Genomic DNA, 18,378 nt, shown 5'->3' with positions numbered 1-18,378 from the left:
GTCGACGTGAAGGGCGAGATGTTGGAGCTGAAGAACACCATCAACACCATGGTGGACCAGCTCAACTCCTTCGCGTCCGAAGTGACCCGCGTGGCACGCGAAGTGGGCTCGGAAGGAAAGCTTGGTGGTCAAGCGCAGGTGCAGGGCGTCGCTGGCACCTGGAAGGACCTCACCGACAACGTGAACATGATGGCCGCCAACCTGACCGGCCAGGTGCGCGGTATCGCCGAGGTGGTGACGGCGGTCGCGCAAGGAAATCTCACCCGCAAACTCACCGTGGAGGCGAAGGGCGAGATCGCGGCTCTGGCCGATACGATCAATAGCATGATCGAGACCCTTGCGACCTTTGCCGATCAGGTGACGAACGTCGCCCGCGAGGTGGGCATCGAGGGCAAGCTCGGCGGACAGGCTCTCGTTCCGGGAGCCGCTGGCCTCTGGCGCGACCTGACCGACAACGTGAACATGATGGCGGCCAACCTGACCGGCCAAGTGCGTAACATTGCCGATGTGACCACCGCTGTTGCGAATGGCGACCTCTCCAAGAAGATCACGGTCGACGTCAAGGGCGAGATGTTGGAGCTGAAGAACACCATCAACACCATGGTGGACCAGCTCAACTCCTTCGCGTCCGAAGTGACCCGCGTGGCAAAGGAGGTGGGTTCGGAGGGCAAGCTCGGCGGCCAGGCCGAGGTGAAGGGTGTTGGCGGCGTCTGGAAGGGCCTCACTGACAATGTGAACTCCATGGCCGCTAACCTCACCGGCCAGGTGCGTAACATTGCGGACGTCACCACGGCAGTGGCGAACGGTGACCTGTCGAAAAAGATCACGGTTGACGTGAAGGGTGAGCTTCTCGAATTGAAGAACACCATCAACACCATGGTGGACCAGCTCAATTCCTTCGCGTCCGAGGTGACCCGTGTGGCGCGCGAGGTGGGCTCGGAAGGAAAGCTCGGTGGTCAAGCCAAGGTTGAAGGCGTCGGTGGCGTCTGGAAGGGCTTGACCGACAACGTGAACTCTATGGCCGCCAACCTCACCGGCCAAGTGCGGAATATCGCCGATGTGACCACCGCGGTGGCGAATGGCGACCTCTCCAAGAAGATCACCGTCGACGTGAAGGGAGAGCTGCTGGAGCTCAAAATCACCATCAACACCATGGTGGACCAGCTCAACTCGTTCGCATCCGAAGTGACCCGCGTGGCCCGCGAAGTGGGCTCCGAGGGTAAGCTCGGCGGGCAAGCTCAGGTGAAAGGCGTCGCTGGCACCTGGAAGGACCTCACCGACAACGTGAACCTGATGGCAGCCAATCTGACTGGTCAGGTGCGCGGTATCGCCGAAGTGGTGACGGCGGTTGCGACGGGCGACCTCTCCAAGAAGATCACTGTTGTGGTCGAAGGCGAGATGCTCGAACTGAAATCGACCATCAACACCATGGTGGACCAGCTCAATTCCTTCGCGTCCGAGGTGACCCGCGTGGCGCGCGAAGTGGGCTCGGAAGGAAAGCTCGGCGGGCAGGCTCAAGTGAAGGGTGTCGGCGGCACTTGGAAGGACCTGACCGACAATGTGAACATGATGGCGGCGAACCTCACCGGCCAGGTTCGAAATATCGCCGATGTGACCACCGCGGTTGCGAACGGAAACCTCTCCAAGAAGATCACCGTCGACGTGAAAGGAGAGATGCTGGAGCTGAAGAACACCATTAATACGATGGTGGATCAGCTGAACTCGTTCGCTTCTGAGGTGACCCGCGTGGCGCGTGAGGTGGGCTCCGAAGGAAAGCTCGGCGGACAAGCCAGGGTCGAAGGGGTCGGCGGAACCTGGAAGGACCTCACAGATAATGTGAACATGATGGCCGCCAACCTCACCGGCCAAGTGCGGAATATCGCCGATGTGACCACCGCGGTGGCGAACGGCAATCTGTCGAAGAAGATTACGGTCGACGTCAAGGGTGAGATGTTGGAGCTGAAGAACACCATCAACACCATGGTGGACCAGCTCAACTCGTTCGCGTCCGAAGTGACCCGCGTCGCGAAGGAAGTGGGCACGGAGGGCAAGCTCGGTGGCCAGGCCCGAGTCGAAGGCGTGTCCGGGCTGTGGCGTGACCTGACCGACAACGTGAACCAGCTGGCCGCCAACCTCACCAATCAGGTGCGCGCCATCGCGGAAGTCGCCACCGCTGTGACCAGAGGCGACCTGACACGGTCGATTACCGCCGAGGCCCTGGGCGAGCTTGCTGCGCTCAAGGACAACATCAACGAAATGATCCGCAATCTTCGCGATACGACGCAGAAGAACGCGGAGCAGGATTGGCTCAAGACCAACCTTGCCAAGTTCACCCGCATGCTCCAGGGCGAACGCGATCTCGGGATGGTGTCGAACCTCATCCTGTCCGAGATCGCCCCACTGGTGAACGCCCAGCGCGGCGTGTTCTACACCGTGGACGCCAATAGCGAGGAGCCCGCACTCGAGCTGACGGCATCCTATGCCTTTACCGAACGCAAGAACCTTTCGAACCGGTTCCGCATGCGCGAGGGCCTCGTCGGCCAGGTCGCCTACGAGAAGAAACGCATCCTACTCACGCAGGTCCCGAACGACTACATCACGATCGGCTCCGCGCTCGGCGAGGCGCCGCCGCTCAACATCATCGTGCTGCCCGTCCTGTTCGAGCAGGAGGTCAAGGCGGTCATCGAGCTCGCCTCGTTCAGCCGCTTCAGCGAAACGCACCAGTCCTTCCTGGATCAGCTGACCGAGTCCATCGGTATCGTGCTCAACACGATCGCGGCCAACATGCGGACGGAAGGTTTGCTCAAGCAGTCCCAGCTGCTCACGACCGAGCTCCAGAGCCAGCAGGAAGAACTCAAGAAAACCAACGACCGGCTGGAGCAGCAGGCTGCGACGCTCCGCCAGTCCGAGGAGCTGCTGCGCCAGCAGCAGGATGCCCTGCGCCAGACCAATGAGGAGTTGGAGGAAAAAGCCCGCCTGCTCGAGATCCAGAAGAAGGAGGTCGAGACCAAGAACCTCGAGGTCTCGCACGCCAAATCGGCCCTTGAGGACAAGGCGGAGCAGCTCTCCCTCACGTCGCGCTACAAGTCCCAGTTCCTGGCCAATATGAGCCACGAATTGCGCACTCCTCTCAACAGTCTGTTGATCCTCTCGAAGCTCCTGACGGAGAATCCGGACGGAAACCTGACGGATAAGCAGCGCGAATTCGCCAAGACGATTCATGCCGCAGGCTCGGACCTTCTGGCTCTGATCAACGACATTCTCGACCTGTCGAAGATCGAGTCCGGAACAGTAAGCCTGGAGCTGACCAATGTCAGCTTCCAGGAACTTGTCGACCATATGGAGCGCACCTTCCGGCAGGTGGCGGAGGAGAACAAGATCGACTTCAAGATCGCGCTTGACTCCGCGCTTCCGCCCACCATCCGGACGGACTCCAAGCGTCTGCAGCAGGTGCTCCGCAATCTTCTGTCGAACGCCTTCAAGTTCACGGAAAAGGGCGGCGTGACCCTCCAGATCGGTTCCGCCGAAGGATCGCCGCTACGCTCGGGCAGCGACTGGATCTCGCTCTCGGTCACCGATACGGGCATCGGCATTCCGGAAGACAAGCAGCGCATCATCTTCGAAGCCTTCCAGCAAGCGGACGGCACGACGAGCCGGCGCTATGGCGGCACGGGCCTTGGCCTTGCCATCAGCCGCGAGATCGCCCGCCTGCTTGGGGGCGAGATCGTCCTGTCCAGCGTGCCGGGCGAGGGATCGACCTTCACGCTCTTCCTGCCGCTCCAAGCGCCGGTCGTGATGGATGCGGATTCCCGCATCAGCAACGCGGACGGATCCTTCAGCCGCCCCGCCATGCCTAGCGCCCTGTCGGCCTTCTCGGATGACCGGCATGCCATCACCCAGGGCGATCACGTGGTGCTCATCGTCGAGGACGATTCCATGTTCGCCTCGGTTCTTCTCGAGCTGGCCCGCGAACAGGGGATGAAGGGCTTGATCGCCCATGACGGCGCCACGGCCCTGGCCTTGGCGCATCGCTACAAGCCGCATGCGATCACGCTCGATATCGGCCTGCCGGATATGGACGGCTGGGCCTTGCTGGACCTGCTCAAGCATGATCCGCGCACCCGCCATGTGCCCATCCATGTGGTCTCGGTGGACGACCAGAAGAAGCGTGGTCTCAGGGCCGGAGCCTTCGGGTTCCTCGAGAAGCCCGTGGACCGCGATGCCCTGATGAATGCCCTGTCCCGGACACGGGAGTTCATCGACCGTCCCGTGAAGAACCTGCTTCTGGTGGAAGATGACGCCAACCAGCGGATGAGCATGGTCGAGCTTCTGCGGGACAACGATGTCGGCGTGACGGATTTCGACACGGCCGAGGCCGCCATCGAAGCCATCAAGACGCGACGGTTCGATTGCGCGATCATCGACCTGGGCCTTCCCGACATGTCCGGCGCCGAGCTGATCGAGCAGATCCGCAGCATTCCGGGAAGCGAGGAGCTTCCGGTGATCGTCTATACGGGCCTCGATCTCACGAAGGCGGACGAGCATCGTCTCGAGGGGATCGCGTCGACCATCATCCTCAAGGGCACCGGCGCTCCCGAGAAGCTGCTGAGCGAGGCCAGCCTGTTCCTTCACAAGGCCGTTGCCGACAGCGAAGACAGCACGAGCGCCGTTCCGATCAGGCTGGAGCGTTCCAGCGACACATCCTTGCAAGGCCGCAAGGTTTTGATCGTCGATGACGACGTGCGCAACATCTTCTCCCTGACCAGCGCCTTGGAGCAGCACGGCATGGAGGTCGTGTTCGCCGAAAACGGACGCGAGGGCATTGAAATGCTCAAGAACACTCCAGATGTGGATGTCATGCTGGTCGACATCATGATGCCTGAGATGGACGGGTTCGAGACGATGGAAACCATCCGCAAGCTGCCGGAGTACAAGACCCTCCCCATCATCGCCGTCACGGCCAAGGCCATGAAGGGCGATCGTGAGAAGTGCCTCGAGTCCGGCGCGACCGATTATGTGTCCAAGCCGGTCGACGTGGATCAACTCCTGGCGGTGCTCCGCATCCAACTGACAAACAGTACGCACCGGAACGGGGCCAACGGCGTCACGCGAGGCGAGCTGCATCCATGACGCATACCCCCGGCCAATCAGAGCCGACTTTCTGGATCGATGGTGAGCCCGTCTATGCCAACCCAAAGCCGGTCATCACCAAGATCCTGGCGGTCGACGACGATCCTCGCAATCTCCTGGCCGTCCGGGAGATGCTGCAGGGACCGGACGTCGAGATCGTGACCGCCGAATCGGGGGAGGCGGCGCTCCGGCAGGTCTTGAGGGACGACTTCGCGGTCATCCTTCTCGACGTGCAGATGCCCAACATCGACGGTTACGAAGTGGCTGGGATGATCCGCGCCCGCGCCCGCTCGGCGCGGGTGCCCATTATCTTCCTGACAGCCTTCAACAAAGACGACATGCACGTCTTCCGCGGCTACAGCGCCGGCGCGGTGGACTACGTGTTCAAGCCCATCGAGCCTTTGATCCTGAAGTCGAAGGTCGACGTGTTCGTCGATCTGCATCGAAAGACCGAGGAGATCCGCCGCCAGGCCGCGGAGGAGCGCCGCCTCCTGATGGAGAACCTGAAGGTCCGCAGCGAGAAGCTCAAGACCGAGCAGATGCTGCGGCGGCGGGAGGAGCATCAATCGATCATCCTGCAGTCCCTTCCGGTCGCCCTGTTCACGGCCTCGCTCCAGGACGACCACCGGAGACTGCATTTCACGAAGGATGGAATTACGGGGCTTACGGGTTTTCACCCGGAGGCGTTTCTGGAGCGAGAGGATTTCTGGTCCTCGCGCGTTCATCCCGAGGACCGCGAACGGGTGTTCGCGCAGTTGCGCGAACTTCCGGATTTGGGCGCCGTCTCGCTGGAATATCGGTGGCGCTGCGCGGATGGGACCGACCGTCACTTCCTGGATCACACGGTGGTTGTTCGGGACGAAGACAACAACCTGCATGAATTTTTCGGCATGTGGTTCGACATCACGGAGCGCAAACAGCTTGAGCAGAACCTCCTGCATGCCAGCAAGCTTGAAGCGGTCGGTCGCCTGACAGGCGGCATTGCCCACGACTTCAACAACATGCTCAGCGTCGTCATCGGCAACCTTGATCTCATGCAGAAATCGCTCAAGGGAAACGAGCGGGCGCAGAAGCGGGTCAAGATGGCGCTAGATGGCGCTCAGCGCTGTGCCGATCTCACCCACCGCCTGCTGGCCTTCTCAAGGCGCCAGCCTCTCCAGTCGGCGACGATCGACGTGAGCGCGCTCATGCCGGGCCTGCTTGAGCTGATGCGCCGGACGCTGGGGGAGAACATTCGCGTCAGGCTCGCCGGCCCGGATGGGATCTGGCCCATCAAGGTCGATCGAGCCCAGCTCGAGGCTGCGTTGGTCAACCTGGCGGTCAATGCCCGGGATGCAATGCCCACCGGAGGTGAGCTCAAGATCGAACTGGAGAACCGCGTAGCCGAAAATCTCGCGAATCCGGGCGAGTACGTGGTGATCTCCGTCGCCGATACGGGGACCGGCATGCCATCCCATGTGCTCGAACGTGTTTTCGAGCCTTTCTTCACCACCAAGGAAGCCGGCAAGGGCACGGGTCTCGGCCTGAGCATGGTCTACGGGTTCGTACAGCAATCGGGCGGCCATATCGAAGTCGACAGCCTGCCGGAGAAGGGCACGACGATCCGCCTGTTCCTGCCTCGGGCTCATGGAGAGGTCGCTGCCTCCGCCGATGGCCTCCGGTCCATGGACATGCCCCAGTTCGGGCAGGGAGAGGCCGTTCTCGTGGTGGAGGACAACCACGAGGTTCGGCAGGTCGCCGTTTCGACCCTGAAGGCGCTCGGGTTCACCGTCACCGAAACAGAGACAGCGGACGAGGCTGCTGATCTCCTCAAGCGCAACTCTGATTTCCGGCTCGTTCTCAGCGATGTCCGAATGCCCGGTAAGCTGAGCGGCGTCGATCTCGCGAGCCTCATCAGGGCAGACTACCCCCATGTCCAAGTACTGCTCACTACCGGCTATGCCGAGGACAAGGGCTTGGCCGATGAGATCGACCTGATCTACAAGCCGTACCGAGCCCTCGACTTGGCCCAGAAGATCCAATCCATGTCGTCACTGGCGGTCTCCGCCGCCTGAGGTAAGGCGCCAGCTACGCCGACTTGAGCCATCGAGACTTACGTTTCCGGCCACGACATAATAAGAATGCCGGTCATTCAGCGTAGGCCACGAAGCTTTGCACGATACGAACCTTGACGGCATCTATGGAATCCCGCCGGCCGAACTTGCTCCATCGCCGCCGACGGCCATTCAGTTCTCGCCCCTGATCCCCGGGTCGCATAGGCTGGAGGAGCGGGAGGCAGGCTCCTTGGGCGCAATGGTCATGCTGGCCCCGCCCGGCACGGTCGAGCGGCGTCATGAGACCGCCCTTGCCTTGAGGGCTCTGGCGCCGGGTGGCCTGCTGACGATTCTCGCTCCCAAGGACAAGGGCGGCTCACGGCTTGCCAAGGAACTCAAGGGCTTCGGCTGCACCGTAACGGAAACCTCCCGCCGCCATCACCGCATCTGCGCCTGCGAACGCCCCGCTGCTCCCACGGGCATCGACGAAGCCCTGGCGGAGGGAGGACCCCGCGTGGACGAGACCCTGGGGCTCTGGACGCAACCTGGCGTGTTCAGCTGGAACCGGGTCGATCCCGGGAGCGCTCTTCTGGAACAGCACCTGCCGCCCCTGAGCGGCCGTGGCGCCGATCTGGGATGCGGCATCGGGTTTCTGTCCCGTGCCATTCTGGCCTCTGCGAAGGTCGAGCACCTGGCGCTCTTCGACATTGATCGTCGCGCCGTCGAAATGGCGAAGCGCAATATTGATGATCCCCGGGCCGAGGTTCGATGGGCGGATATCCGGGGCGGCATCCCTCTTGGCGGGCTCGATTTCGTGGTGATGAACCCGCCGTTCCATGATGGGGGCATGGAGGATCAGAGTCTCGGTCAGGCGTTTATTCGCCGGGCCGCCGAAGCCTTGCGCCCCGGTGGCGTCTGCTGGCTCGTGGCCAATCGGCATCTCCCCTACGAGGCGGTGTTGAAGCCCCTGTTCAGGCGCGTGACCCCAAAGATGGAAGCGGCAGGATACAAAATCTACGAGGCGCAAAAATGAGTAAGTCCACGCCAACGCTCCGGCTCGATCGCCTCCTGGCCAATATGGGTTATGGCTCGCGGCGCGAGGTTCAACAACTGGCCCGCGCCGGGATTGTGACGCTGGATGGAGCCGTGATCGAGGATGCCGATCAGCGCATCGCTGTCACCAGGGACCTGTCCGACAGGATGCAGATCAAAGGGAAGCCGCTCGATCCGCCGCCGGGCCTGACATTGATGCTGCACAAACCCCGAGGCGTCACCTGCTCCCACAAGGAGGCGGGTCCCCTTGTCTACGGCCTGCTACCCGACCGTTGGCGCAACCGCGACCCGGCCATCTCGACCATTGGGCGGCTCGACAAGGACACGTCGGGTCTGCTGTTGCTGACCGATGATGGGAGCCTGCTGCACCGGATCATCTCCCCCCGCGCGCATGTGCCCAAGCGCTACCACGTGACCCTCGACCGCCCCCTGCGGGGTGACGAGGTGGACATCTTCGCAGCAGGAACCTTGCTCCTGGACGGAGAGGACAAGCCGCTGCTCCCCGTCCAGATGGAGGTGCTCTCCAGCACGAGCGCCTACGTGATTCTGACCGAGGGGCGCTATCATCAGGTCAGGCGCATGTTCGCGGCGGTGGGCAATCATGTCACGGATCTGCACCGCGACCAGATCGGTCGGCTGACATTGCCGGAAGACCTTGGCCCAGGGCAATATCGTGTGCTCGAGGAGTCGGACCTGTCTCTCGTCCTGCCGCCAAACAAGAAGGATTCGTCGGAGGGGTCCTGATCCTCAACGGGCCGGCTACACGATGATGAAATCGGAAGCGCTCGCGGAAAGGGTCCTGTCCAGACGCGCGAACTCGACCTGAGGCGCAGCGCCCGTGCCATCCGGATCATAGAACAACGAGCCAGTGCCTCTGTTGTGGATGATCCTGTCGTTCCCGTCATGCGCCGCTGCGCCTGTCCAGAACGCGCCCGATGCAAGGGATCCAGCTTTCAACCCCGTAAAGATCGCATTCTCCAGCTTGATTACATCGACCCGGGAGGAGAAGTCGACGATATGGTCAACATTGGAAGCGGACGGTTTCGTATTGAATAGGAAGACGTCGCGCCCCGGTCCGCCCGCCAAGACATCATTGCCGAGACCGCCGTTGAGCATGTCATTGCCGCTCCCGCCCCGGAGCGAATTGGCCGCGGAGTTCCCGGTGATCTTGTCGTTGCCTGCACCCCCAACAGCAACTTCGATCACGGTATCGGGCCCGACCGCAATGGTGGCGCGAGACGAGGAGCCGTCGGAGAAGTGGATCGGCGCACCCATGGAGCTGAGCTTGCCGGGACGCAGGTCGATGATCGAGCCCGCATCGCCGGAATATGCGATCGTGTCTCGCCCGCCCGTGTCATAGATCGTCTGCCAGTATTTCTTGGCGTCCGAGAACCGATAGACGTTGCTTCCGGTATTGGCCGAACCGCTTCCATACAGGGCCTGCATGGCCACGATATCGAGATACATCGGCGTCGTCGGGTAGAAATCTGCGCCGCCGTCGAAGCCCGGCTTCGCGGAATAGCTCATCACCGTCTGGAAATAGCTGTCCTGTTTCGACGAGAGCTTGGCGCTGTTCGTCGAGGCGGTTTCGAACGGATGTTTGAGACCAAGAGCATGGCCGATTTCGTGCAGAAGCGTCAGATAGTCGGCGGAGCCCGGCTTGACGGAGGCGCCGTGTCCGGGATGCCAGTTTTGATACTGCATCCACACGTCGCCGGAGGACGCAAAAGTGCCTGGGCTGTAGGCATGGCCTGCAAGGCCGGAAGAAGCGTTGGCGCTCGTGAGGGCAAAACGCACCTCCCCGACGTCCGACGCCGTTTCAGTGACCTTTTGCAATGTTATGCCGGCGACGTTGTCCCACGCCTGAATCGCTTTGTGAGCCGCTGTCCGCTCGGCCGCCGTGAAAGTGTGCCATGCGTCGGTCTCGGTCTTGCTTCCGTAAAGCGCGGAGGCGGCGAAGGTCGAGGACGAGGTCGGAACGCTCCACGTCACCGATACCGGGCTTCCCATGGAGTTGTCGCCCCATCTGTAGCCCCATATCAGGGCCGATGCCGCGCCATACCCTGAGGTCTCGACCATGCTGGCCGAGACGCTGTTCGTCGTCGGAGTCGCCATATCTGCCCACCACAGCAGCAAGAGCACGTTGGCTCGGATCCCTGACCCATTTCGGGCCGGGCTTTTTGCTGTTCTCGCCGGCTGTCCGACGCGCTGCGTCTACGGTTCATCCTACAGACGATGACACTGCTGACGATGCGCTCAACGGAAGCGACCGAGAACGGTGTGTTTTTAACGGAGAGAGCGCCGCCTCGCCTAGCGTCACTTCGCTTCTGGCGATGCTTCATACGGTCCCATCCCGATTCAGGGATGGTCCCGAATTCAAGGTCGGCAGATGGGGTTCAGGCGACCATCCAGGCATGGTCCGGATCGTTATGAAACTTCCAGACGCGCTTTGGTCCCGCCATCACGTTCAGGTAATAGAGTTCGTATCCGTGCGGCGCGCCCACTGGGTGGTATCCCTTCGGCACGAGCACCACGTCGCCGTTGCTTGCAGCCAGCGTCTCGTCGAGGGATCGATCATCCGTATAGACCCGCTGGAGCGCAAAGCCGGAGGGTGGGTTGAGCCGGTGATAGTAGGTTTCTTCCAGGAAAGACTCATTCGGCAGCGCGTCGCGATCATGCTTGTGAGGTGGATAGCTCGACCAATGGCCCGACGGCGTGATGACCTCGACCACGAGCAGGCTTTCGGCCGGCTCCGTCTCCGGCAGGATGTTGCGCACATGGCGCGTGTTCGTGCCATTGCCGCGGGTTTCCTGCCCCACCTGATCGGGGCCGATCACCCGCGCCGGCAACTTGCCTTCGCCGGGTGCCGTGCACACGGCGATCTCGCAATCCGTCTCCGCCGTCAGGGCCCACTCGGAGCGCGCGGGGGCGTAGAGCGACCACGGATCCGGTTCGAACGGCGATGAGCGCCCGCCGATCACGCCGAAATCCTGGCCTGCCGCCGATCCCCGCGCCTTGCCGGACAGCATGACGATGCAGGCCTCCCGGTCCTCGGTCCGCTGAGCGAGGTTCTGGCCGCTTTTGAGCTGGTAGACCTCGAAACCCACATAGGTCCATCCGGCGGAGGTCGGGGTGACGGAGTGGATGCGCCCGCTGGCGTCGGGCTTGCTCGGTTTGACCAGGAGGTTCGACATCCGCGTTGCTCCTCAGCGAAGTCCGGCTTCCTTCAGGAAGCGGGTGAGATTGGCGTAGCCCATTTTGGCGTAGGTGAGGGGGTGAGCCTTCTTGGGATCCTGCTCCGCCTCGATGACCACCCAGCCGCTATAGCCCGGTAGTTCCTTGAACACGGACGTGAAATCCACCATGCCGTCTCCGGGAACCGTATAGACGCCTTCGATGACCGAATCGAGGAAGCTCCAGCCCTGCGCCTTAGAACGCTCCATCACGTCCTTGCGCACGTCCTTGGTGTGCACATGGCTGATGCGGTTGCGGTAGCGGCGAGCCAGATCCGCCGGGTCCGCGCCGCCCCAGGTGGCATGTCCCGTATCGAGCAGGAGATGAACGGCTTCGCCGGTTGAATTCATGAAGGCGTCGATGTCGGCCTCCGATTCCACGATCGTGCCCATGTGGTGGTGATAGACGACGCGTACACCTTCTTTCAGCGTCTGCTCGGCCACCTGCGTGACGCGGCGTCCATACTCGGCCCAATCGCCATCCTTCATGACAGGGCGCTGCGACAGGGGCTTGGAGCGGTCCCCGTGAATGGCATTCGACGTCTCGGCGAAGACGAGCACATTGGAGCCCATGGCCTTGAGAAGATCGAGATGCGGGCGCAGGGCCTTCATCTCCTGGTCCGCATCGCGTTTCAGCAATTCGGCCGAGTACCAGCCCGACACGCAGGCGAGGCCGAAGGGTTGAAGCGCCTTCTTCAAGGCTTCCGGCTCACGGGGAAACTTGTTGCCGAGTTCCATACCCTCGAAACCGGCTTCCTTGGCCTCGGCGAGGCAGACCTCGAGCGGCGTCTCGCCGCCGAGTTCCAGCATGTCGTCATTGGACCAGCCGATGGGGTTCGCCCCGATGCGAATCGTCATGTTTGTCTCTCGTGCTTTTGTTTGCTTAGTCGCCCACCCGCTGCGACGCGAGTGCGTTTTCATAGTCTTTGCGGGCAGCTGTTACTTCGGAGCGGACCGACACCTCCGGCACGGCCACGTCCCACCAATGGCCGCCCGCATCGGTGGCGATCAGCGGGTCGGTGTCGATGACGATGAGCGTGCTGCGCTCGGCGCCGCGCGCTTTTTTGAGCGCGTCCTCGAGTTCGCCGATGCTCTTCACCTTCATGGCCTGCGCGCCAAGGCTCGCCGCATGCGCGGCGAAATCGATATCGGGCAGCGTCACGTGATTGGTGTGTTGCAACAGGTTGTTGAAGCTCTCGCCGCCAGTTGCCCGCTGGAGGCGGTTGATGCAGCCATAACCCCGGTTGTCGAGCAGCACCACGGTGAGCTTTCGCCCCAGCATCACCGACGTGGCGAGTTCGGAATTCATCATGAGATATGAACCGTCGCCCACCATGACGATGACCTCGCGGTTCGGATCGGCCATCTTTACGCCGAGTCCGCCCGCAATCTCGTATCCCATGCAGGAATAGCCATATTCCAGGTGGTAGCCGAGGGGAGCGCTGGCTTTCCAGTGCTTGTGCAGCTCGCCGGGAAGGCCGCCTGCCGCACAGACCACCACGTCGGACGGTGAGGAGGTGCGCTGCACCGCGCCGATCACCTGCGCGTCGGAGGGCAGTTCGACGTTGGTCGGGTCAGTATAGCGGGCGGAAGCCTCGAACCAGCGGGTCTTCTCGTCTCGGGCTTTCGCCGTCCAGGCCTCGGGCGCTTTCCAGCCTTGAAGCGCTTGGCTCAATTCTTCAAGGCCCACACGCGCATCCGCAACAATGGGCTGTGCGCTGTGCTTCATCGCATCGAAGCCCTGCACGTTGAGACCGACGATGCGTCGACTCGGGTCTTTGAACAGGGCCCAGGAGCCGGTGGTGAAGTCCTGCAGGCGTGTGCCTACCGCAATGACCACGTCGGCCTCTTCAGCCAGGGCATTTGCTGCACCGGTACCCGTAACGCCCACCGAGCCGAGGCAGGCTGGATGATCGTGGGCCAGGCTCGACTTGCCGGCCTGGGTTTCGCCGACGGCAATGCCATGTTTGGTGGCGAAGTCGGCGAGCGCCTGCTCGGCACCCGAATAGAGCACGCCGCCGCCCGCCACGATGAAAGGTTTCTTCGCGCTGCGGATGAGCGCGGCCGCTTTCGCGAGTTCGTCCGCATCGGGGCGAATGCGGCGCGGAGTCCAGACCTTCTCGGCGAAGAAACTCTCCGGATAGTCGTAGGCCTCGGCCTGGGTGTCCTGGCACAGGGCAAGGGTCACCGGGCCGCACTCGGCGGGATCGGTCAGCACCGCCATGGCGCGCTGAAGCGCCGGGATGATCTGCTCGGGCCGCGCGATGCGGTCGAAATAGCGGGAGACCGGCTTGAAGCAATCGTTGGCCGAGATCGTGCCGTCGGAGAAGCTCTCGATCTGCTGCAGCACCGGATCGGGGCGACGATTGGCGAAGACGTCGCCTGGCAGGAGCAGCACGGGAAGACGGTTCACGTGCGCGACGGCGGCGGCCGTCACCATGTTTGTGGCGCCCGGTCCGATGGAGGTGGTGCAAGCCATCATGCGTCGCCGGCGGGAGGCCTTGGCAAAGGCGATCGCCGCATGGGCCATGCCCTGCTCGTTATGCGCACGATAGGTCGGCAGCCTTTCGCGGACCCCATGCAGCGCTTCGCCCATGCCGGCCACGTTGCCGTGGCCGAAGATGCCCCAGACGCCTGCGAAAAGAGGCAGGACTTCTCCGTCGATGTCGGTCTTCTGCGCCGCCAGGAACCGGGCGACCGCTTGGGCCATGGTGAGGCGGATCGTGCTCATGCGTGCTCCAATCGCTGGGCGCCAGCATGCGGCGGGCGCAATTTCGTAATGGTTTCAGGTAGGCTTTTCGTCATCCAGGCAGACAAGGCCGTGCGGTGACGCTGCAAAAGAAGCCCTGCGCCGATGATGGCGACGCCGATCAACGACAGGGCAAAGGTGAAGATCAGCGAGTTCGCGAAAACCCGGCTTGCCAGGTATCCGAGATAGACCGCCACGCCAATGGCCCCGAAGACGGCGTAGATGGGCCGCAGCAGGAACACGGACAGGAGGACAAGGCCGACGTTGATCACGCAGTAGAGGAGCTTTGCAAGCTCGCTGGATCTGTCTGAGATCGTCACCGCGCCCCAGAAGGCGAGAAGTCCGTAGAGGTGCAGCCAAAAGGCGAAGTCCTGCCGCGAATCGCGCTTGAGATCGATGAACCAGGCCGCGCCGATCATGATCAGCCCGAAGATCATCGAGACCGTCTGCCGCGCAGTCCAGGTCTCGGACCATGTCATGTCACGGCCATGGAGCAGCCAGGGCGTCAGGTCCATGGACATGAACCACAACCCAATGGCCAGGATCGCCACCATGAACGGGAACGGATAGAACCGGAGCGCGAGGAGGCTTGCGATGACGGTCACGATTTCCATCGGAAGCCAGCTGCCCTTGATCCAGACGAAGAAGTCGCGGTAACGCCCTGGGTCGCCCCCGTCGCCCCACAATCCGGAGGCGTCCTGGATGCCGTAAACCGCAAGCGGCGCCATGGCGACCGCAACCACGACCATCAAGCCTCCCGGCGTGTGGAGGCCGCGGCGATACCACAGATGATGTCCAGCCAGGAGGAAGAGCGCCGCGTATACGAGGGCGGTGACCGTCAGGGCCGTTCCGCCCATCGCCTCGAACGCCAGGGTGGAGAACAGCGTCATGGCGCCCATGACGATGAGCGCACCCGCATACCACAGGACATGGACGATATCGAAGCGCACGCGCTCCGGGGACGCGTGCACGGAGATCGCGGGTGATCCTGCGTGTCGCGCCCGCAAGACGGCCACGAGGCCCTCAACCTGATCGTCGCGAAGCGCGATGGCGCGGCCGGCTGCCTTGATGTCATCCTCGGTGAAGGACATGGACAATTCCGCCCCTCATGCTGCCTTCGCGCGGCCGGCGACGCGCTGCCATGCATCTACGAGACGCTGGAACCGGGCCGCCATGTCGCTGACGGCAGCCTCGTCGGTGATCTCGCCCTTCAGCCAGCGGCGGGCGGCGTCGTTGAAGATCGTGCGGCCGACCGCAAACCCTTTGACCTGCGGCTCGCGAGCTGCGGCTGCGAAAGCGGCCTCCAGCTCGCTCTCGGGCGCTTCGAGCCCGAGAAGAACGATGCCACGGCAATAGGGATCGTTCGTCGTGATGACCTCGCCGATGGCATGCCAGGCCGCGCTGTCCCGCTGCGGTTCGAGTTTCCACCAGTCGGGCTTGATGCCGAGATCGTAGAGACGCTGCAGCACGGTCGGAACGGTGCTCGGCGTCAGGGGCCCATTCTTGCCGGCGATAATTTCCACCAGCAGTTCGCGACCGATCCGTCGGGCGGCATCATGGAGGCGAAGGAGTTCGCGCTCCTGCCGCTCCTTCAGCTCCTGCGGATCGTCGGGGTGGTAGAAGCACAGGCACTTGATCGTGTGGCCCACAGGCCACTCGATGAGCTGCCCGCCAAGGCTTCCGCCATTCTCGAAGTCAAGCGGGCGAGAACCCGGCAGCTCGACCGGGCGGCCGATCCAGAACGGATGGTCGGCGGCCCGGAACAGGGCCTCTCGCCCATAGGTTCCGTCGAGCAGCATGCCGAAGCCGGGGCGACCGTTGGCCACTCGCGCTGCCGCCTGCACGGCGAGCACCTTGAAGGCCGGAATGAGACCGGAAGACGCGCCGGCCTCCCTGGCCATGGCTTCCAGCTGAACGCGATGGTCGATGGCAAGCGCCATCAACATCTCGGCTTCGGGGCGGCGGGTCGTGGCCCAGTGGATATGGTTGATGTCCTGGTCGAAGCGCAGCGCCCTGTGGCGGCTCCCCGCCTTCAGGAAGTGCTGCAGTTCCGGGAAAGTCGGGATCTCAGGCGAGCACAGCAGACGCGACACCGCGAAGGCGCCGCTCGCATTGGCATAGGCACAGCAGGTCTCCAGCGGCTCGTCTTTCAGCCACCCGCGCAGGAAACCGGACAGGAACGCGTCGCCTGCGCCCAGCACGTTGTAGACCTCGACCGGGAAGCCTGGACCCTTCACGCCGGCATCGAGGGAATCCGGGATCTCGCCGGGAAACACCACGCAGCCCATGGGACCACGCTTGCACACGATGGTTGCCCTGGATGCCGCACGGATGCTCCTGATGGCCGTCAACGTATTCTCTGAGCCGCCTGCAATATGCAGTTCCTCCTCGGTGCCGACGATCAGATCGCAATCTGCAAGGATAGGTTTCAGATGTTCCGTCACCGTGTCGGAGCGCACGTAACGGGAGTCTCCCGCCCCATGGCCCAGCAAACCCCAGAGATTCGGGCGGTAATCCACATCGAACACCACCTTGCGGCCATTGGCCTTAGCGATGCGGATCGCTTTCCTTTGCGCGTCGGCCGTGCCCTCGCGGGCAAAATGGGTGCCAGTCACCACGATGGCGGCCGATGAGGCGATGAACGCCTCGTCGATGTCGGCTTCGCTCAGCGCCATGTCGGCGCAGTTGTCGCGATAGAAGATCAGCGGGAACGAGTCCTCGTCCCTGACGCCGAGGATCACAATAGCCGTGAGGCGTTCCTTGTCGGTCACGATACCTTGGGTCGCTACCCCTTCGCGTTCCATCTGCTCGCGGATGAAGCGGCCCATGGCTTCGTCGCCGACCCGGGTCACGAGGCCGGATTTGAGGCCGAGCCGCGCCGTGCCGATGGCGATGTTGGCGGGGCATCCACCGACTGCTTTCGAGAAGGACGCCATGTCCTCCAGGCGCCCGCCGACCTGCTGGCCGTAAAGATCCACCGAGGCGCGGCCGATGGTGATGACATCCAGGGTCGGCTTCATGCTATTCCTCCCGCTCTCCGAACCGGTTTTCACCGAATTCCGGCCTTTTTCGCGGCTCTTGCAGCTATGGAATGTTTATTCTATTAGCAGCTTGAGCTGGAACATCAATTCCAAATTTGCCTGTAAGCCGGCAAAAAGTCCTTGGGGGGAGCATGATCAGAATCGCTGTTTTGGGCGCAGGCCGCATCGGCCGTATCCATGGACGCAACGCCGCCAATCACCCGGAGGCCCGCCTCGTGGCCGTCGCCGATCCCCATGCGCCCGCAGCCCAGGAGCTTGCAGCCGCGACAGGGGCCGAGGTCGCTTCTCTCGATGCCATCGTCGAGCGCTCCGACGTGGACGCGATCCTGATTTGCACGCCCACCACCACTCACTCCGATCTCATTGAGCGTGGCGCCCGCGCCGGTAAGGCCGTGTTCTGCGAAAAGCCCGTGGACCTCTCCAGCGCCCGCATCGAAACATGCCTGGGCGCCGTCGAGAAGGCCGGCACGCCGCTCATGATCGGCTTCAACCGCCGCTTCGATCCGAATTTCGCCAGCCTGCGCCGCCGTCTTGCTGATGGCGAGGTGGGCGAGGTGGAGCTCGTCACCATCCTGTCCCGGGATCCCGGCCCCCCGCCGGTGAGCTACATCGCCACCTCGGGCGGCCTGTTCCGGGACATGATGATCCATGATCTCGACATGGCTCGCTTCCTGCTCCTCGGCGACGAGCCGGTGGAGGTGCATGCGGTCGGCTCCTCTCTGGTCGATCCGGCGATCGGACAGGCCGGCGACGTGGACACTGCGGCTGTCATGCTGAAGACCGCGAAGGGCCGCATCGTCCAGATCTCCAACTCCCGCCGCGCCACCTACGGCTACGATCAGCGCATCGAGGTCCATGGTTCGAAGGGCATGATCCGCGCGGGCAACATCCACCGCACCACGGTGGAGGTGGCCACAGGCGTCGGCATCATGGCCGATCCCGTGCAGGACTTCTTCCTCGAGCGCTATGTGGACGCCTACAAGGACGAGCTCAATGCTTTCCTCGAGGCGGTGAAAAGCGGCAAGGCCTGCGAACCGACCGGCCACGACGGCCTCATGGCGCAGCGCCTTGCGGATGCCGCGACAGAATCGGCGCAGAGCGGCAGGCCTGTTCGGCTCTGACTCCGGAAATGCGTCTTC

General features: G+C 62.9%; 11 protein-coding genes. 5 read left to right on the top strand and 6 right to left on the bottom strand.

The window, feature by feature from the left end:
• The 4 genes from DRB19_RS18840 to DRB19_RS18825 form a co-directional block, all read left to right on the top strand.
• Positions 1-5,130, top strand: a 5,130-nt coding sequence (locus tag DRB19_RS18840) for a hybrid sensor histidine kinase/response regulator (RefSeq protein WP_114187576.1), incomplete at its 5' end; no start/stop codon positions are given.
• A complete protein-coding gene (locus tag DRB19_RS18835) occupies positions 5,127-7,184 on the top strand; it encodes a response regulator (RefSeq protein WP_114187570.1) in 2,058 nt (685 codons plus the stop codon). The genes DRB19_RS18840 and DRB19_RS18835, both read left to right, overlap by 4 nt.
• Positions 7,185-7,281: 97 nt before the next feature.
• Positions 7,282-8,196: a class I SAM-dependent methyltransferase gene (locus DRB19_RS18830; protein WP_114187569.1), complete on the top strand. Its 915-nt coding sequence runs from the start codon at positions 7,282-7,284 to the stop codon at positions 8,194-8,196.
• On the top strand, positions 8,193-8,960 hold the full coding sequence (locus DRB19_RS18825) for a pseudouridine synthase (protein ID WP_114187568.1): 768 nt from the start codon (positions 8,193-8,195) through the stop codon (positions 8,958-8,960). The genes DRB19_RS18830 and DRB19_RS18825 overlap by 4 nt, the downstream gene beginning before the upstream one ends.
• Positions 8,961-8,975: 15 nt before the next feature.
• Here DRB19_RS18825 and DRB19_RS18820 read toward each other — a convergent pair whose 3' ends face one another.
• The 6 genes from DRB19_RS18820 to DRB19_RS18795 all read right to left on the bottom strand — a co-directional run bounded on the left by DRB19_RS18820 (position 8,976) and on the right by DRB19_RS18795 (position 17,218).
• Positions 8,976-10,331 (bottom strand): M10 family metallopeptidase, encoded by a 1,356-nt coding sequence (locus tag DRB19_RS18820; RefSeq protein WP_114187567.1) that lies wholly within the window; start codon positions 10,329-10,331, stop codon positions 8,976-8,978.
• Positions 10,332-10,612: 281 nt separating this feature from the next.
• The gene (gene iolB / locus DRB19_RS18815; protein WP_114187566.1) at positions 10,613-11,410 is read right to left on the bottom strand and encodes a 5-deoxy-glucuronate isomerase; all 798 of its coding nucleotides are present in this window, start codon (positions 11,408-11,410) and stop codon (positions 10,613-10,615) included.
• A 12-nt stretch (positions 11,411-11,422) separates the two neighbouring features.
• Complete coding sequence (gene iolE, locus DRB19_RS18810; RefSeq protein WP_114187565.1) at positions 11,423-12,307, bottom strand: myo-inosose-2 dehydratase; 885 nt, start codon at positions 12,305-12,307, stop codon at positions 11,423-11,425.
• A 25-nt stretch (positions 12,308-12,332) separates the two neighbouring features.
• Positions 12,333-14,180: a 3D-(3,5/4)-trihydroxycyclohexane-1,2-dione acylhydrolase (decyclizing) gene (gene iolD, locus DRB19_RS18805; RefSeq protein WP_114187564.1), complete on the bottom strand. Its 1,848-nt coding sequence runs from the start codon at positions 14,178-14,180 to the stop codon at positions 12,333-12,335.
• On the bottom strand, positions 14,177-15,289 hold the full coding sequence (locus tag DRB19_RS18800; RefSeq protein WP_114187563.1) for a hypothetical protein: 1,113 nt from the start codon (positions 15,287-15,289) through the stop codon (positions 14,177-14,179). The genes iolD and DRB19_RS18800 overlap by 4 nt, the downstream gene beginning before the upstream one ends.
• 15 nt (positions 15,290-15,304) lie before the next feature.
• Positions 15,305-17,218 carry a bifunctional 5-dehydro-2-deoxygluconokinase/5-dehydro-2-deoxyphosphogluconate aldolase gene (locus DRB19_RS18795; protein WP_114187562.1) on the bottom strand — a complete coding sequence of 638 codons (1,914 nt, stop codon included), beginning with the start codon at positions 17,216-17,218 and terminating at the stop codon, positions 15,305-15,307.
• Positions 17,219-17,370: 152 nt separating this feature from the next.
• On the opposite strand from DRB19_RS18795, the gene iolG reads away from it, so the two are divergent.
• Positions 17,371-18,360 carry an inositol 2-dehydrogenase gene (iolG, locus tag DRB19_RS18790; RefSeq protein WP_114187561.1) on the top strand — a complete coding sequence of 330 codons (990 nt, stop codon included), beginning with the start codon at positions 17,371-17,373 and terminating at the stop codon, positions 18,358-18,360.
• Positions 18,361-18,378: the final 18 nt, after the last annotated feature.

Origin of the sequence: Microvirga aerophila (assembly GCF_003332305.1) — a bacterium.
Classification (GTDB): domain Bacteria; phylum Pseudomonadota; class Alphaproteobacteria; order Rhizobiales; family Beijerinckiaceae; genus Microvirga; species Microvirga aerophila.
The sequence above is the reverse complement of the archived record's forward strand: the minus strand, read 5'-3'. Positions and strand labels throughout refer to the sequence as shown.

Excerpts from the sequence above, each read along its gene's own strand:
- DRB19_RS18835 (WP_114187570.1), top strand. The coding sequence starts at position 5,127 with ATGACGCATACCCCCGGCCAATCAGAGCCGACTTTCTGGATCGATGGT.
- DRB19_RS18825 (WP_114187568.1), top strand. The coding sequence starts at position 8,193 with ATGAGTAAGTCCACGCCAACGCTCCGGCTCGATCGCCTCCTGGCCAAT.
- DRB19_RS18820 (WP_114187567.1), bottom strand. The coding sequence starts at position 10,331 with ATGGCGACTCCGACGACGAACAGCGTCTCGGCCAGCATGGTCGAGACC.
- iolB (WP_114187566.1), bottom strand. The coding sequence starts at position 11,410 with ATGTCGAACCTCCTGGTCAAACCGAGCAAGCCCGACGCCAGCGGGCGC.
- iolE (WP_114187565.1), bottom strand. The coding sequence starts at position 12,307 with ATGACGATTCGCATCGGGGCGAACCCCATCGGCTGGTCCAATGACGAC.
- iolD (WP_114187564.1), bottom strand. The coding sequence starts at position 14,180 with ATGAGCACGATCCGCCTCACCATGGCCCAAGCGGTCGCCCGGTTCCTG.
- DRB19_RS18800 (WP_114187563.1), bottom strand. The coding sequence starts at position 15,289 with ATGTCCTTCACCGAGGATGACATCAAGGCAGCCGGCCGCGCCATCGCG.
- DRB19_RS18795 (WP_114187562.1), bottom strand. The coding sequence starts at position 17,218 with ATGAAGCCGACCCTGGATGTCATCACCATCGGCCGCGCCTCGGTGGAT.
- iolG (WP_114187561.1), top strand. The coding sequence starts at position 17,371 with ATGATCAGAATCGCTGTTTTGGGCGCAGGCCGCATCGGCCGTATCCAT.